Source organism: Arthrobacter sp. NPDC058127, from assembly GCF_042884555.1.
Lineage (GTDB): Bacteria > Actinomycetota > Actinomycetes > Actinomycetales > Micrococcaceae > Arthrobacter.
Window position 1 is genome coordinate 36,660 of record NZ_JBHVTT010000028.1, and the last position, 14,909, is coordinate 51,568.

Consider the following 14,909-nt stretch of genomic DNA (forward strand, 5'->3'; position numbering starts at 1 on the left):
TAAGTCGTATGGAGGTTTGGGGCTCGCCGGAAGCTAGACGTGGCCGTCGACGGTCAACCCGGGCGGCAGATTGGGCTCGTCCTCGGATTCCTTGACCATGATCTGGCCGTCCACTACCAGGACTTCGTGGACCCTGACGGGCAGCTTGGCCGGAGGCGCATCGGCGGCTCCCGTGCGGAGATTGAACTTTGAAGCATGGAGGGGGCACTCCACCCAGCAGTCCTCCACCCAGCCGTCGGCGAGGGAAGCGTCTTGGTGCGTGCAGGTGTCGTCGAGGGCAAAGAGTTCGCCCTCTTCGGTGTGGAATACGGCAATCGGCGGAGACGTCTCGAGTCGAATCGCGTCCCCGGGAGCCAACGAGCTAAGCGGACAAGCACTGTGCATCTCACGAACCTCTTTCACCGGATTGGTCGAAAACCTGGGGGCGGTTGTTTCATGATCAACGAAGATCACAATACGCAACAGAGTGATGGACCTCACAGGGGCTTGTCAAGAGGTGGAAATTACTCCGCAGATTGCTTGACACGCGATGTGAAGGCCGTCACACTGTTTCGCATAACGAAGTTCGTTGCGTAATGCGCAATAAAATTTCGAACGGCTCAACGAGGAGGAAGCCATGGAGACATTGGCGATCGTGGGCGCATCATTGGCTGGACTTTCCGCCGCCCGCGCTGCCCGCGCGCAGGGTTTTTGTGGCCGGCTGCTCATCATTGGAGATGAGCAGCAGCGGCCCTATGACCGACCGCCCCTGTCCAAGGAGTTCCTGGCAGGAAAGATCGGCATCAAGCACTTGATGTTGGAAGCGGAAGAGGCGGGAATGGCAGATCCCCTGCAGGCTGAATGGCTGTTGGGCTCGCCTGCGAAGAGCTTTGACGCGGCCAGCAGGACCATCACCCTAGGTAACGGACGCACGGTGGTGGCTGACGGCGTCGTGATCGCCACCGGAGCTTCGGCCCGCACCCTGCCCGAACTTGCGGGCCTATCCAATGTCTTTACGCTGCGGACTCTTGAGGATGCGCAGGACCTGGCTCCGGAACTCGTTCCGGGCGGCCGCCTGCTGGTGGTTGGCGCAGGCTTCATCGGCGCGGAGGTGGCGTCAACGGCCAAGGGCCTGGGAATGGACGTGACCATTATCTGCAAGAGCCCGATCCCGCTGAGCGCTCCGATCGGTTCGGAGATGGCTGCCGTCATGGCCACGCTCCACGGGATCAATGGAGTGGAACTGATTTGTGACACGGGAATCGACTCGTATTACAGCTACGAAGGAAATGTGACCGGTGTCCGGCTCAGCGACGGACAGTACCGTTCCGCCGACGTCGTACTTCTCGGAATCGGTGCGGTCCCCAACGTCGGGTGGCTGGCCGGTTCGGGGCTGGAGCTCGACGACGGCGTCACGTGCGATTCGATGGGACGGACAAACGTCCCCGGCGTGGTTGCCGTGGGAGACTGCGCGGCCTGGTACGACGAACGCAGCGGGCAGCACCATCGCGTGGAGCATTGGAGCGGTGCCCAGGAACGTGCCGCCCTTGCCGTGACAGGGCTCTTGGATCACTCAGCCGCACCCCAACCGCTCAACCTGCCGTACTTCTGGTCGGACCAGTACGGAGTAACGCTCCAGTTCGCCGGCCATGCGCGGGACGCGGAGCGCGTCGAAATTGAGGCAGGGCAGCTCGAGGACCACAGCTTCCTGGCCGTGTACTACCGGGGCGAGGAACCAGTGGGCGTTCTAGGTGTGAACCAGCCGCGTCTGTTCACCCGTTGGCGCCGGCAACTCAACGCCCGCAATGCCCCGCCCGTCCTGGCAACCCCATAGACATTCCGAGCCTCAACCACGTTCATCACTGAATAGGAGTCAGCATGACCACTGAAGTTGTTTCCCCCAGCCTGATCCCCACTCTCCCCGGCCACACTTATGTCAGTGAAGACATCTTCCGTGCCGAGCAGGAACACATCTTCGAACAAATGTGGTTCTGCGCCGTGCGGACCGCGGACCTGGAAAAGGCCGGCTCGTTCAAAACCGTGCAGATCGGCCGTGAGAGCGTACTCATCAACCGCACCCGCAAGGGAGAGATCCGCGCGTTCTACAACATCTGCCGGCACCGCGGCGTGAAGCTGTGCATGGAGGAGTCCGGCGAGGCCAACCGCTCGTTCCAGTGCCCGTACCACGCTTGGACCTACGATCTTGAGGGAAAGCTCATCGCGGCCCCGAACCTCACCAAGATGCCGGATATCGATCGAAACGAATACGGGCTGGTCAAGGTCCACGTCCGGGAATACATGGGCTACGTTTGGGTCAGCCTCGCGGATGAGCCACCGTCGTTCGAGGAAGACGTCATGGGCGCGATCGAGGAGCGCCTCGGGGATCTGCGGGCTGTTGACGACTATGACATCGCGAACCTGAGCCTTGGCCGGCGCATCAAGTACGACGTCAAGGCCAACTGGAAGCTCATCATCGAAAACTTCATGGAGTGCTACCACTGCGCGACGATCCACCCCGAACTCACCGAAGTCCTGCCCGAGTTCGCCGACGGCCTGGCGGCGCAGTATTTTGTGGGCCACGGCGCCGAGTTCGGTGACGACATCAAGGGCTTCACGATTGACGGTTCCGAAGGCCTGGATCGGATTCCCGGCGTCGGCGACGACCAGGACCGCCGGTACTACGCAGTGACCATCAAGCCGAATGTTTTCGTCAACCTTGTTCCGGACCACGTCATCATCCACCGCATGTTCCCGTTGGCCGCCGACCACACGATCGTCGAATGCGACTGGCTGTACCTGCCCAGCGTGGTGGAATCCGGCAAGGACGTGAGCGCTTCGGTGGAGCTCTTCCACCGGGTCAACGAGCAGGACTTCGACGCCTGCGAACGCTGCCAGCCGGCCATGGGATCCAAGATCTACGCAAAGGGCGGCGTCCTGGTACCGAGCGAGCACCACATTGAGGCGTTCCACAGCTGGGTCACGAGCAAGATCGCCGACGTCCCCGCCGACAGCTAGACGGAGGAATGTCTGTCGTCGTAACGAGTAACCAGGAACCTAGGAAAAGGAACGCAAGCCAATGGTTCATAAAGTAAAAGCTGTCATCGCCAAGGAAAAGAACGCCCCCGTCACGCTGGAGACCATCCTGGTGCCGGATCCCGGTCCGGGCGAGGCGCTCGTGGACATCCTCACGTGCGGCGTCTGCCACACCGACCTGCATTACAAGCAGGGCGGTATCACCGATGATTTCCCCATCCTGCTCGGCCACGAGGCCACAGGCGTGGTCAGCGCGGTCGGCCCGAACGTCACCGACGTGGCGCCGGGGGACCGGGTGATCCTGAACTGGCGGGCCGTGTGCGGCCACTGCAGGGCGTGCGCCAAGGGGCAACCGCAGTATTGCTTCAATACGCACAATGCCACCCAGAAGATGACCCTGGAGGACGGCACGGAACTCACTCCGGCCCTGGGGATCGGCGCCTTCGCGGAGAAGACCCTCGTGGCCGCGGGGCAGTGCACCAAAGTGGACGACGACGTCGATCCGGCCGCCGTCGGGCTGCTCGGCTGCGGTGTGATGGCAGGCATCGGTGCCGCTATCAACACCGGTGAGGTCAAGCGGGGCGAGTCCGTGGCCGTGATCGGTTGCGGCGGCGTCGGCATCGCCGCCATTGCCGGGGCAAAGCTCGCCGGCGCCACGACGATCATCGCCGTGGACATCGACGCCAACAAAGTCGGGATGGCTATGTCCCTGGGAGCCACGCACGGCGTGAACTCCAGCCAGGAAGACCCCGTCGAGGCCATCCGGGCCCTGACCGGCGGCAACGGCGCGGATGTGGTGATTGACGCCGTCGGGCGCCCGGAGACCTACAAGCAAGCCTTCTACGCGCGCGACCTCGCGGGCCGCGTGGTGCTGGTGGGCGTCCCGACGCCGGACATGAAGCTTGAGCTGCCCTTGCTGGATGTCTTCGGCCGCGGTGGTTCGCTGAAGTCCTCCTGGTACGGGGACTGCCTGCCTTCCCGCGACTTCCCGATGCTGGTGGCGCACTACAAGCAGGGCAACCTTGACCTCGACGCGTTCGTGTCCGAACGGATCACCATCGACCAGGTGGAAGAGGCGTTCGCCAAGATGCACGAGGGCAAAGTGCTCCGTTCGGTGGTGGAAATCGGATGACTGTCGCCATTGAAAACCTCGTCACCTCGGGCACGTTTTCGCTCGACGGCGGCACGTGGGACGTGGACAACAACGTCTGGATTGTCGGCAACGACGACGAATGCGTGATCATCGATTCGCCGCACGACGCAACGGCGATCATCAATCAGGTCCGCGGGCGGAAGGTGCGCGCCATCCTCCTCACCCATGCGCACAACGATCACATCGGAGCAGCGCTCGACGTCGCGAAGGCCGTGAACGCCCCGATCCACCTGCACCCCGCAGACATGGTCCTGTGGGAGCAGGTGTACCCGGACGCCCGGCCGGACCGCTACATTTCAGACGGCGACATCTTCGAAGTGGCGGGCACGGCCCTGCACGCCATCCACACGCCGGGCCACTCACCGGGTTCCACGTGCTTCTACCTGGAAAGCGAAGGCACGGTGTTCACTGGCGACACCCTCTTCAACGGCGGCCCGGGAGCAACCGGAAGGTCGCACAGCGATCACCCGACGATCCTGGCCTCGATCCGGGAATGCCTCCTGACGCTTCCGCTGGAAACCGTGGTCCGGACCGGCCACGGCGACAACACCACCATCAAAGCCGAGGCGGAAAACCTCGCCCAGGCAGCGCTGGATCGTCAGGCCGACGGTGCTTAGGCGCCGCTGGCTGCTGTGTAACCCATCTTGACGCTGATTGAATACCCGGCTTGCTTGAGCGCATCGAGGAGGCCGGGTATTTTTTCCGGCTCGAAACGGAAGGCCGGTCCGGAAAGGCTGATGGCTCCGATCACCGTGCCGCTGTGGTTGCGGATCGGAACGGCGACGGCGTTGAGTCCGCGCTCGAGTTCTTCATACGTGGCGGCGTACCCGGCCTCTGAAATGACCGGCATTTGCTGTTCCAGCTCGTCGCGGTCGGTGATGGTCTGCGGCGTGTATCGTGCCTGACCGGATTCCCTGAGAACGCGGTCACGCGTCGCAGGCGGCAGCGCGGCAAGCATGACCTTGCCGCTGGACGTGGCGTGGAGCGGGGTGAGCCCGCCGATCCAGTCCTGCGTGCCAAGCGTGTTGGGGCCAATGGCCTGGTCCACATTGACCGCGAAATTTGACCTCAGCACGGCCAGGTTGGCGGTCTCGGCGAACTTCTCCGCCAGGGCTTCGAGATCTTCCCGGGCCTCCTTTACCAAGCTGAGGCGGGCCGGAATAGCGCTGGCCAGGCGCAGGATGTTGAATCCGAGTTGGTATTTTCCGCGCTCGTGGTTCTGCTGAACCATGCCACGGGCGTCCAGGGCGCTCAGCAGTCGCGATGCCGTTGACTTGTGGACGCCCATTTCCTCAGCGATCTCACTCACGCCGGCATCGCCGTTGCGGGCGATGATTTCGAGCACGGTGATGGCCCGGTCCACGGACTGCACACCCGCGTGGTGCGCGCCGGCCGGATCGGAATCGGGGTCGTTGGCAAGGCTTGCATCAGCGTCCATGTGGTTCATCGTCTCAAACGCGGTCAAATGCGCGGCCTCTCTGCGCTGCGTGTCCTGGGATGCTGCCGTCTATCGGGAATTGCATGGCTATATGATCGGGCGGTATGGCACTTCGACTTGTTCAGGTGAATTTCAAGGCCCGTGATGACGCGTCTCTCGGCCGGTTTTGGGCGGAGGCGCTCGGCTGGGATATTTCCAGCGAGGGGCCCGGTGTGACCAATGTTGAACCTGTGGGATTCGCCTGGCCGGACCCCGCGGCCGTTTGCGTCGATGTGGTCACGGTCCCGGACCCGGAGACGGTGAGGTACCGCGAGCACCTGGATCTCGCCACCGCCTCTGCGGCCGATCAGGCGGAGCTGGTGGCGCGCTTGGTGAAGCTCGGCGCGACGCCCGCCGACATTGGCCAGGGTGATGTGCCGTGGACGGTCCTGGCCGACCCGGAGGGCAACCTGTTCTGCGTGCTGGAGCCTCGGCCGATCTATCGGGACACTGGGCCGATCGCCGCGGTGGTGGTCAACTGTGCGGATCCACGGGCCATGGCCCGGTTCTGGAGCGGGGCGACTGACTGGACCCTGCACGAAGTGACCGACGATTTTGCGAGCCTGCGTTCAGCCAAAGGTGTCGGGCCCTATCTCGAGTTCGTTCGCACGCCCGACGCGAATGCCGTGTGCGGCCGGGCCCATCTCGACCTGAGGCCGTACCCCGGCGACGATCAAGCCGCGGAGGTGGCCCGGCTGCGGGCCCTGGGCGCCACAGACGCCGACGTCGGCCAGGGCGATGTGCCATGGGTGTGCCTCGCCGACACGGAGGGCAACGAGTTCTGCGTCCTCACCCCCGGCTGACGCAGCCTATGTTTGAAGTTGTTTTTGGTTTGGCTTTGGCGAGGATTTCCTCGGGTGTCTTGATCACCCGCACACTTAGGGTTCGATGTGCTTCTCCTCAATACCACTCAAATATGGGCGATTCGCTACTCATTTTGATTCGGAAGACCACTCTGTGCCGTTTTCCCTTGTTAGCGTTTGCGATGAAGGCCCCCGTCGCGCTCTAAATCTTTCACGTCGAAGCAGGATAATGAGGGCGCGGCTCTGATTTCGGCCGCCAAGGAAGAGCGCGACATCGCCGGCCGCCATCCAGGAGCGCCTGCGTGGGATGGTGACCTTGCCGGGTTGAGCCCGGCCGGCCTGGAAGCGCACGACAAGGGATTGCAGGCTCACATCGCAAACCTGACGGTGCTCTATCAAGTGCTCGATGGTTGGCGGGTGCGGACGTCGCAGGAGCGCAGCGTTGAAGGTTTCGAGAAGTGGGTGGCACGCCTTGCAGTCGTCCGGAACGAACGCCACCGGTCGAGTATCTGGGCAGCCACAACCCGTTCCCTGACGAGACCGCCGTTGAAGTTTTGCGGGGCGATGGGTCCACCTGGGAGCAGGCTGTCATCGTTGAACGCGTCGGTGTGGACGAGTGGACCGTGGAGTACGAGGACGGCGAGAAAGCATGGCGCGACCATCACGAGCTACGGCCGACGGCCGCCAACTAACGGCAAGCTCCACGTGTCCCATGGGATTCGTTCACGCCTCCGTTGGCCAGGTGTGTGTCAGCTCAGACGATCGCTCACTTTGAGGAGATACACAATGAGCGACCCCATCCTTGCGAAAAGGTAGTCATATGCTTCCGGGGGCAATGTGTGTGTGCCGGTTTCATGATGACGGATCATGAAGTCGTTGCCCACATCGGTGAGTGCGAGCATTTCATTGCTTGTCACCTCGCGGAACGCCTCATTATTGATGTTGCCCAGCAGGACGTTGGCACTCTGCTTTTTGTTGCCTTGCACGTCAATTGTCTTCAGACGCGTGAAGCCATCCCACAGTTTATCTAGCGCCAGACCTCGCTCCTTCTCTTTCCGCGAGAGGAAGAGTTCTTTGGCGTGCAGCAGCCCGTCCAGTTCGGCGTCGCCACTTGCTGGCCTCAGCTGTTCGAGGACCTGCTGGACGGCAGGGGTTCCTGTTCTGATGATTTGTAGCTGGCGGGACAGCTCATACATCGTCCCTCCACGGTGAAGGATGTTGTTCACTTCCTAGTCTGGACGACGCAGATTCGCTCTCCCGGGAGGCCAGGGAGCCTGCACCGTCCGACCTTGAAGCAGCACGGGCCTGGGCCATGGCGAACGATCCCGAGTACGCGGCCAGCGTGGCGTCCGAGAAGGATCGTCTGGACCGTGAGCTTGTGGAGCGGTGGAAGGACTCCGGGGATCCCGACAAGGCCGCGCGGGCTGCCGACGTCCGGCAGGACGCCAAGCAGCGCGAGGCAGCCGGGGACAAGGCGGCAGCCAGGGCCGGTGCCGCCTACGACCGGGCCGCCCAGCTGGAGGCCGACGCCGCACGGATGCGCGCTGCAGGCGCCCCCGAGAAGGCGGTGGCGGCCAAGCAGTTCGGGGAGGCCCAGCAGAAATTTCCCATCTCCCACGCCGCGGCCGGCGGCGGGAAGGCTGTCGGCAAGGTCAAGGTAAACGCCGTTCAGCAGTCCCGCGCCCAGGGCAAGCACATCACCCAGGGCCGGTAAGTAAATTCGCTTCGGCCACCGGCATGAAGCGGCAGTCCGCACATCAGCGCCGGCGCAACCCGGCATTGTAGATCCGGACGCAGGAAGGCCCGGCACCAGAGGGTGCCGGGCCTTCGCCGTGCGGAGATCTCGGTCAGGCTATGCCAAGGAAGACCAGTAGTGCCCGCTCGACCGCGACCAGTTCCGTTGCCGTCAGGTGCCCCACCCGCTTGTGTGCGTTGGCCAGGGGCACGGTGGTCAGTTTGTCGATCATGAGCTGGCTTTTCTGGGTCAGGCCGGTCCGCTCGGACGGCTCCACCGGGATCCGCAGCAGCGGTGCATCTTTCAGAGTGTAGGTCAGGGGGATTACCGTCACGGAGCCCACGTCATCGAACCGGTCATCCTGGATGACCAGCGCCGGGCGGGGTTTGGAGGCGTATCCGCCGCCGGCCACCGTCCAGATCTCGCCCCTCACTCCTCATCCCAGGACACGGAAACCGCGTCGATCCACTCGTGAATGTCCTCGTGCCGGTCGGAGTCCGCCACAATGGCGCTCTGCCGCTTCGCCTCCTCCGCGAAGGACTTGGAGCGGGTGTCCGGGACCCACACCTGAATCGGCCGGAAGCCTGCCTCGCGCATCCGGCGCCTGTGCTCACTGACTCGATCCTTCACACTCATACCCCCATTGTTTCATGTAACACGCGTGGGTGGTAGAGCGAGATTCGGACGGCGGGACTCGTAGGGTTCCGACAGGCGAATATTTTCTGCTGGCGGCGCTGCGCTGGGTGCGATCGTAGGTTGCGTCGTCGGAGCGATAGCTACGGATGGACTCGGGTGCGTATCCGTCGCGGGCACCGGTATAATTGTCGGGTCAATCGCTGGTGCAGCTATCGGTGTGGGATGGGCAATCGGTGAATGGATCAATTCATGAATAATCAAGGTCTTCGAATGCCAGCGGTATTTGCACTTGTTGCCGCAGTAATCTTGGGGTTCGTGATGGCATCAGCTCACCTAAATATAATAGTTGGCTTGATCATTTCAGGATTGTTCCTCATGGGATTTCTGCCGTCATACCTGGTCCTTTATTTTCAACATCGCAAACGCTCGGGCAAATAGACTCGTGGCGGTGTTGTTAGGTGTAGCCGGCCGGTATTTCCCCCAAGTGGTCGGACATCTCCTGCGCGACGCCCCCGGGAGGCGCCAACACCTACTCCTACGACGGCAACGGCAACACCATCGTCTCCGGGCCTACCACTCAGGCCTACAACGTGTTCAACCAGTTCACCTCCAAAGTCAACGGAGGAACCACTACGACCTTCACCTACGCCGGCCCGCGGAACGACATCCGGCTGACCGCAGGGGGCACCTCGTTCCTCAACGGCACCCTGGGTATCACCCAGCAAAGCAGCGGCGGGGCAACCACCTCGTTCATCCGTGACCCGGGCGGTAACCTCATCAGCATGCGCACCAGTTCAGGGGCGAGTTTCTCCTACAAGGCCGCGTCACTCCCGAGTTATTGCCAAGACCAGCGCCCTGGCTTCCCACACCCCTCATGCGCCGGTTCCCAGGAACGAACTCGACCGGCCGGAAAGCCAGGGACGGGCCAACGGCGGTCTCCGCGACTTCTTTGAAGCCAGCGCCTATAGCCTTCAGCCCGCTTGCGATCTGTGCACGCATCAGCGGGTTCCCTCGGTGAGCTGTGACCTTCTGGCCCGGCGGGTGATTTCCCACGAACGGTCTGCAGGCCTTTGGAGACTGCGGTAGAAGATCTGCTCTCCGGGTTCGTTCGACACAGCTACGTCATTCGGGTAGAAGATCCGCAGCGTGCTGAGGGCGACTCCGGGACCCGGCACCTGGAATCCCTGCTTCCGGTAGAAGTCTCCTAGGTCCTCCGTCGCGGTGTACTGCCCGTAGAGCAGGTCACGGCCACTTCTGGTGTAGGCCTCAACCACTCGCTGGAGCAGAGCCCGGGCAACTCCACGGCCGCGGTAATCGGGCCGCACCGCGATCCCGTGCAGCTTCGTCAGGAACATGAACCCAGCAAGCACCGCCCGGATCTCGGCGTCGGGAGCGTTCTGCATGGCTGTCTCCATGATGTGTTCGGCCGGGCCGGCGTGGACACAGCCCACGACCTCGCCGGAACCATTTTCAGCGACCAGAAGCATTAAGAACTCGGTGTATCTGTTCTTTCGATTACCGAAAAGGAACATCGATGAGGCCTTCGTGAGGCGGGTCGTCGACCACGCCCATGACAGTTTCACGATTGGGACCAAATGAATATCAAAAGGATCCTGGCCTGTCTGGCCATGGCTGCGCTCCTAGCCGCTTCAAAAGTGATACGCGCCATGGCTGACGTCGATGCCAACGCGGGAGACGCTCAGGCGAGAGTGGAAAACGCACCCAAGGAAGCTGCGAAGGCCGAGGCCGTGGCTCGCAAGGTCTTTGAGTCCGACGATCCCCCTGCTCAGCTTGGCACTCTGGCTTCCGGCGGCTGGAACACTTCGTCCTGGGTGATAGGAACGAATGCCTTCGGAGGGTGGCTTTACAAGCTGACCGTTAGTGGCGGATGGTGTGGCAACGGTTCGTCAGCAACACGTTCCTGGTTCAACAGCACGTGGGGTGAGACGTTTGCAATCGGATGGCGCGACAATGGCCAGGTCTCCAGCCACGCAATCATCTCGGGCGGCTCGGGAGATGACCAATCATGCAGCCCTTGGTAAGGAAGCGCTCAGGTGTTGCGCTCTCCAGATTTTTCCTGCTGGGAGCGGCCATCTTGTTGATTTTGCCGCTCTATCCGTTCACGGCTATCTCTGCTGTCCTGTCAGGATCTGCCCTCTTTCTTGCAGCCAGAGAAACGCCGAGCCGGAACCGCACCGTCACCATCGCCGCGGCCGTTGTGCTGCTCGGAATGGTCATCCTCTTGACGCTCCTGAGCCTGCAGACAGGAACACTTGGCCCCCACAGCGGCGAGGTCTCAAAAGTGTAGCTCCCGCTGTTCATCGCTCTCAGGCGCGCACGACGGCGACACGCCCCGGAAAGGACACGCCGTCGTTGTTAATTCCTTCGATCCGGCTGATGCGTCGATGGCCAAAAGCCGTTCCTTCTTGGGCGCCGTCGTGCCACACTTGATGCACTATCGAGTGACTGGGGGGATCCGGGTCAGGAGATTGGTATGTGTGTTCTGATGCACCCCCGCACTTCGGGCCGCCGACAGGTGGTGAGCGAACCATGATTATCGGTTGGGCTTACTTCATGGCGGGAGTAATGACAGTTGATGGGCTCTTGCTGGGATTGCTGCTGCTGAACGTGAAGTGGCCCAAACACTGGAAGAGAAACGGGTAGGAGCCCCGTCCCTGCCGAGGCTAGAGCACCTTGCGGATCGACTCTTCGAAACTCACCACGTGGTGCAGGGCGAGCGCAGACGCGCGGTCCGCATCGCCGTCGGCGATTGCAGTGAGCAGTTCTGCATGCTCTGCGACGTGGCCCGTCACTGAAGGCATCTTGTCCAGCATGTGGCACCAGATGCGGGTTGCCAGGTTGTCGTAGCGGATCAGCACGTCCTCAAGGTGCGGATTGGCCGCTGCCCTGTAGATGAGCCGGTGGACCTGGATGTCGTAGCGCATGAGTTCCTGCTGGCCGGCGTCGTGTGCCTCCAGGGCGCTGATGGCTGCGGCGACCTCGCGCAGCTCTTCCCTCAGCTTCGGGCTGGCCATGCGGGCAGCCCGCCGTGACGCCAAAGGCTCAAGCAGCTCCCGGATTTCGGAGACGTTCGCGAGTTGGGTGATGTCGACGCCGGTGGCGAAGGTTCCCCGGCGGGGATACGACACCACAAGGTGGTCGCTTTCCAGCCGCTTGATGGCCTCGCGCACGGGTGTCCGCCCGATGCCGAGTTCCGCGGCGATCTGCCCGTCGTTGATGGGGTCTCCGGGTTTGATGTCCAGCATGATGAGCCGGTCGCGTAGGAGCAGGTAGGCGTTTTCCGCCAAGGACGTTCCCTGCGTGCCCGTGTCCGGTGCTTCCAGTGCAGTGCTCATGTGCCTCTCCCGTTTGCCACAATTCCAAGTCTGGCGGATCGGTTGCCGCCGGGCTGTTGACGGCTGTGTGATCTTCAACATACTATGGCAATAGTTCTAATATATCAGTTGCTGATTAGTCAGTAAATATAAGTATCTCAAAAGGAGACCACGATGGTTGAACCGCTGATCCGCTCGCTCGCCCAGGCGGACCCGGAGGTTGAACAGGCGATCGCCCAGGAACTCATCCGCCAGCAGTCCACGCTGGAAATGATCGCCTCCGAAAACTTCGCCCCTGCAGCCGTCATGCAGGCACAGGGCTCGGTCCTGACCAACAAGTACGCGGAAGGCTACCCGGGCAAGCGCTACTACGGTGGCTGCGAGCATGTCGACGTCATCGAGCAGCTGGCCATCGATCGCGTCAAGGCCCTCTTCGGCGCGGAAGCCGCAAATGTCCAGCCGCACTCCGGCGCCCAGGCCAACGCCGCGGCCATGTTCGCGCTCCTCGAGCCGGGGGACACCATCATGGGCCTCGACCTGGCACACGGTGGCCACCTGACCCACGGCATGCGGATCAACTTCTCCGGCAAGCTGTACAACGTAATCCCTTACCACGTCAGCGAATCCGACCTCCGGGTGGATATGGCAGAAGTGGAAGCCCTCGCCCTGGAACACCGCCCGAAGCTGATTGTTGCCGGCTGGTCCGCCTACTCGCGCCACCTGGATTTCGCCGAATTCCGCCGCATCGCCGACCTCGTGGGCGCCTACCTCATGGTGGACATGGCCCACTTCGCCGGCCTCGTCGCAGCGGGACTGCACCCCAACCCGGTGCCGTATGCCGACGTCGTGACCACCACAACCCACAAGACACTCGGCGGCCCGCGCGGCGGGGTCATCCTGTCGAAGGAACAATACGCACGCAAGATCAACAGCGCGGTTTTCCCCGGCCAGCAAGGCGGCCCGCTGGAGCACGTGATCGCGGCCAAGGCTGTGGCCTTCAAGATGGCGGCAGAGCCTGAATTCCAGGAACGCCAAGCACGGGTGCTGGAAGGCGCCAAGCTCCTGGCCGAACGATTCCTGAAGGACGACGTGGCCGCAGCAGGGATCTCGGTGGTCAACGGAGGCACCGACGTCCACTTGGTCCTCGTCGACCTGCGCCACTCGGAACTGGACGGCCAGCAGGCCGAGGACACCTTGCACCGCATCGGCATCACCGTGAACCGCAACGCCGTCCCGTTCGACCCCCGGCCGCCGATGGTTTCCTCCGGACTCCGCATCGGCACCCCGGCGCTCGCCGCCCGCGGCTTCGGTGCCAAGGAATTCGCGGAGGTCGCGGACATCATCGCGACGGCGTTGATCGCCGCAGCAAGCAGCGGCACCTTGGGCGACCAGGCCGCCGTCGAACTCCGTGCGCGGGTTACCGCACTCGCCGAGCAATTTCCGCTTTACCCGCATCTTTCCCAAAGCGGTAGCGACAACGACGCCGCTGCCACCGAACTTGAGGCAGAAATGATTGGAGCAGCCCAGTGAGCGCAGACCAACTCCCCGAACACCCGGATTTCCTGTGGCGTAACCCGGAGCCCAAAGCTTCCTACGATGCCGTGATCGTGGGTGGTGGCGGCCACGGCCTGGCCACCGCGTACTTCCTGGCCAAGAACCACGGCATGACCAACATCGCCGTCCTGGAAAAGGGCTGGCTGGCCGGCGGCAACATGGCGCGCAATACCACCATCATCCGTTCCAACTACCTGTGGGACGAGAGCGCTGCCATCTACGAGCACGCCCTGAAGCTCTGGGAGATCCTGCCCGAGGAACTTGAATACGACTTCCTCTTCAGCCAGCGCGGCGTCATGAACCTCGCCCACACCCTCGGCGACGTCCGCGAAAGCATCCGCCGCGTCGGAGCGAACAAGCTCAACGGGGTCGACGCCGAATGGCTGGACCCGCAGCAAGTCAAGGAACTCTGCCCCATCCTGAACATCAGCGACAACATCCGCTACCCGGTCATGGGCGCCACCTACCAGCCCCGCGCAGGCATCGCGAAGCACGACCACGTCGCCTGGGCCTTCGCCCGCAAATGCGATGAACTCGGCGTGGACATCATCCAGAACTGCGAAGTGACGGGCTTCCTCAAGGACGGCAACCGCGTGGTGGGCGTCCAGACCAACCAGGGAACCATCCGCACCGAAAAGGTTGGCCTCGCCGCCGCCGGCCACAGCTCCGTCCTCGCCGAAATGGCCGGCTTCCGCCTCCCGATCCAGTCCCACCCCCTCCAGGCGTTGGTGTCGGAGCTGCATGAACCCGTCCACCCCACGGTGGTCATGTCCAACCACGTGCATGTCTACGTTTCCCAAGCACACAAGGGCGAACTGGTCATGGGCGCGGGCGTCGACTCCTACAACGGCTATGGCCAGCGCGGCTCCTTCCACGTGATCGAGCACCAGATGGCTGCCGCCGTGGAACTCTTCCCGATCTTCGCCCGGGCCCACGTGCTCCGGACGTGGGGCGGAATCGTGGACACCACTATGGACGCCTCGCCGATCGTCGGTACCACCCCGGTGGAGAACATGTTCGTCAACTGCGGTTGGGGAACCGGTGGCTTCAAGGGCACGCCGGCTGCCGGCCTGACCTTCGCACACACCATCGCCACGGGTACGCCGCACGAGCTCAACAAGCCGTTTTCGCTGGAACGCTTCGAGACCGGTGCCCTGATCGACGAACACGGCGCCGCCGCCGTCGCCCACTAGCCGCAGCCCTT

19 protein-coding genes are annotated in these 14,909 nt (G+C 62.8%); 12 read left to right on the forward strand and 7 right to left on the reverse strand.

What is annotated here, in order from left to right; genetic code table 11:
• Positions 1-33 precede the first annotated feature (33 nt).
• A complete protein-coding gene (locus tag ACFVTG_RS23590) occupies positions 34-384 on the reverse strand; it encodes a bifunctional 3-phenylpropionate/cinnamic acid dioxygenase ferredoxin subunit (RefSeq protein WP_059388150.1) in 351 nt (116 codons plus the stop codon).
• A 232-nt stretch (positions 385-616) separates the two neighbouring features.
• Here ACFVTG_RS23590 and ACFVTG_RS23595 point away from each other — a divergent pair, with 232 nt between their 5' ends.
• The 4 genes from ACFVTG_RS23595 (at position 617) to ACFVTG_RS23610 (ending at position 4,782) form a co-directional block, all read left to right on the forward strand.
• Positions 617-1,813, forward strand: a complete 1,197-nt coding sequence (locus ACFVTG_RS23595; protein ID WP_390283209.1) for an NAD(P)/FAD-dependent oxidoreductase — start codon at positions 617-619, stop codon at positions 1,811-1,813.
• 44 nt (positions 1,814-1,857) lie between these two features.
• The gene (locus tag ACFVTG_RS23600) at positions 1,858-2,994 is read left to right on the forward strand and encodes an aromatic ring-hydroxylating dioxygenase subunit alpha (RefSeq protein ID WP_284751421.1); all 1,137 of its coding nucleotides are present in this window, start codon (positions 1,858-1,860) and stop codon (positions 2,992-2,994) included.
• A 61-nt stretch (positions 2,995-3,055) separates the two neighbouring features.
• Positions 3,056-4,144 (forward strand): S-(hydroxymethyl)mycothiol dehydrogenase, encoded by a 1,089-nt coding sequence (locus tag ACFVTG_RS23605; protein ID WP_390283212.1) that lies wholly within the window; start codon positions 3,056-3,058, stop codon positions 4,142-4,144.
• On the forward strand, positions 4,141-4,782 hold the full coding sequence (locus ACFVTG_RS23610) for an MBL fold metallo-hydrolase (protein WP_390283214.1): 642 nt from the start codon (positions 4,141-4,143) through the stop codon (positions 4,780-4,782). The genes ACFVTG_RS23605 and ACFVTG_RS23610 overlap by 4 nt, the downstream gene beginning before the upstream one ends.
• Here the strand turns inward: ACFVTG_RS23610 and ACFVTG_RS23615 are convergent.
• Complete coding sequence (locus ACFVTG_RS23615) at positions 4,779-5,603, reverse strand: IclR family transcriptional regulator (RefSeq protein ID WP_390283216.1); 825 nt, start codon at positions 5,601-5,603, stop codon at positions 4,779-4,781. The two genes, ACFVTG_RS23610 and ACFVTG_RS23615, sit on opposite strands and share 4 nt — an antisense overlap.
• A gap of 104 nt (positions 5,604-5,707) precedes the next feature.
• Here ACFVTG_RS23615 and ACFVTG_RS23620 point away from each other — a divergent pair, with 104 nt between their 5' ends.
• Together ACFVTG_RS23620 and ACFVTG_RS23625 are read left to right on the forward strand one after the other, a co-directional pair.
• Positions 5,708-6,445, forward strand: a complete 738-nt coding sequence (locus ACFVTG_RS23620) for a VOC family protein (protein WP_390283218.1) — start codon at positions 5,708-5,710, stop codon at positions 6,443-6,445.
• A gap of 458 nt (positions 6,446-6,903) precedes the next feature.
• Entirely contained in the window at positions 6,904-7,137 is a 234-nt protein-coding gene (locus ACFVTG_RS23625; protein WP_390283220.1) for a tudor domain-containing protein, read from the forward strand.
• 57 nt (positions 7,138-7,194) lie between these two features.
• Here the strand turns inward: ACFVTG_RS23625 and ACFVTG_RS23630 are convergent, their stop codons facing one another.
• The gene (locus ACFVTG_RS23630) at positions 7,195-7,671 is read right to left on the reverse strand and encodes a hypothetical protein (protein ID WP_390283222.1); all 477 of its coding nucleotides are present in this window, start codon (positions 7,669-7,671) and stop codon (positions 7,195-7,197) included.
• Between the two features lie 86 nt (positions 7,672-7,757).
• Between ACFVTG_RS23630 and ACFVTG_RS23635 the strand changes: the two genes are divergently transcribed.
• A complete protein-coding gene (locus tag ACFVTG_RS23635; RefSeq protein ID WP_390283224.1) occupies positions 7,758-8,159 on the forward strand; it encodes a hypothetical protein in 402 nt (133 codons plus the stop codon).
• 133 nt (positions 8,160-8,292) lie between these two features.
• On the opposite strand, the gene ACFVTG_RS23640 is transcribed toward ACFVTG_RS23635, so the two are convergent.
• Both ACFVTG_RS23640 and ACFVTG_RS23645 read right to left on the reverse strand, forming a co-directional pair.
• A complete protein-coding gene (locus ACFVTG_RS23640) occupies positions 8,293-8,613 on the reverse strand; it encodes a type II toxin-antitoxin system PemK/MazF family toxin (RefSeq protein ID WP_390283226.1) in 321 nt (106 codons plus the stop codon).
• Positions 8,610-8,816, reverse strand: a complete 207-nt coding sequence (locus ACFVTG_RS23645) for an antitoxin MazE family protein (protein ID WP_390283228.1) — start codon at positions 8,814-8,816, stop codon at positions 8,610-8,612. The genes ACFVTG_RS23640 and ACFVTG_RS23645 overlap by 4 nt, the downstream gene beginning before the upstream one ends.
• A gap of 590 nt (positions 8,817-9,406) precedes the next feature.
• On the opposite strand from ACFVTG_RS23645, the gene ACFVTG_RS23650 reads away from it, so the two are divergent.
• A complete protein-coding gene (locus ACFVTG_RS23650; protein ID WP_390283230.1) occupies positions 9,407-9,769 on the forward strand; it encodes a hypothetical protein in 363 nt (120 codons plus the stop codon).
• A gap of 45 nt (positions 9,770-9,814) precedes the next feature.
• Here the strand turns inward: ACFVTG_RS23650 and ACFVTG_RS23655 are convergent, their stop codons facing one another.
• Complete coding sequence (locus tag ACFVTG_RS23655) at positions 9,815-10,303, reverse strand: GNAT family N-acetyltransferase (protein WP_390283232.1); 489 nt, start codon at positions 10,301-10,303, stop codon at positions 9,815-9,817.
• Between the two features lie 180 nt (positions 10,304-10,483).
• On the opposite strand from ACFVTG_RS23655, the gene ACFVTG_RS23660 reads away from it, so the two are divergent.
• A complete protein-coding gene (locus ACFVTG_RS23660; RefSeq protein ID WP_390283234.1) occupies positions 10,484-10,858 on the forward strand; it encodes a hypothetical protein in 375 nt (124 codons plus the stop codon).
• A gap of 53 nt (positions 10,859-10,911) precedes the next feature.
• A complete protein-coding gene (locus ACFVTG_RS23665) occupies positions 10,912-11,124 on the forward strand; it encodes a hypothetical protein (RefSeq protein WP_390283236.1) in 213 nt (70 codons plus the stop codon).
• Positions 11,125-11,500: 376 nt separating this feature from the next.
• On the opposite strand, the gene ACFVTG_RS23670 is transcribed toward ACFVTG_RS23665, so the two are convergent.
• Complete coding sequence (locus tag ACFVTG_RS23670; protein ID WP_390283238.1) at positions 11,501-12,172, reverse strand: GntR family transcriptional regulator; 672 nt, start codon at positions 12,170-12,172, stop codon at positions 11,501-11,503.
• A 153-nt stretch (positions 12,173-12,325) separates the two neighbouring features.
• Between ACFVTG_RS23670 and glyA the strand changes: the two genes are divergently transcribed.
• Positions 12,326-13,681, forward strand: coding sequence for a serine hydroxymethyltransferase (gene glyA / locus ACFVTG_RS23675; RefSeq protein WP_284751436.1), 1,356 nt, complete (start codon positions 12,326-12,328; stop codon positions 13,679-13,681).
• A complete protein-coding gene (locus ACFVTG_RS23680) occupies positions 13,678-14,898 on the forward strand; it encodes a sarcosine oxidase subunit beta family protein (RefSeq protein ID WP_390283241.1) in 1,221 nt (406 codons plus the stop codon). The genes glyA and ACFVTG_RS23680 overlap by 4 nt, the downstream gene beginning before the upstream one ends.
• Positions 14,899-14,909: the final 11 nt, after the last annotated feature.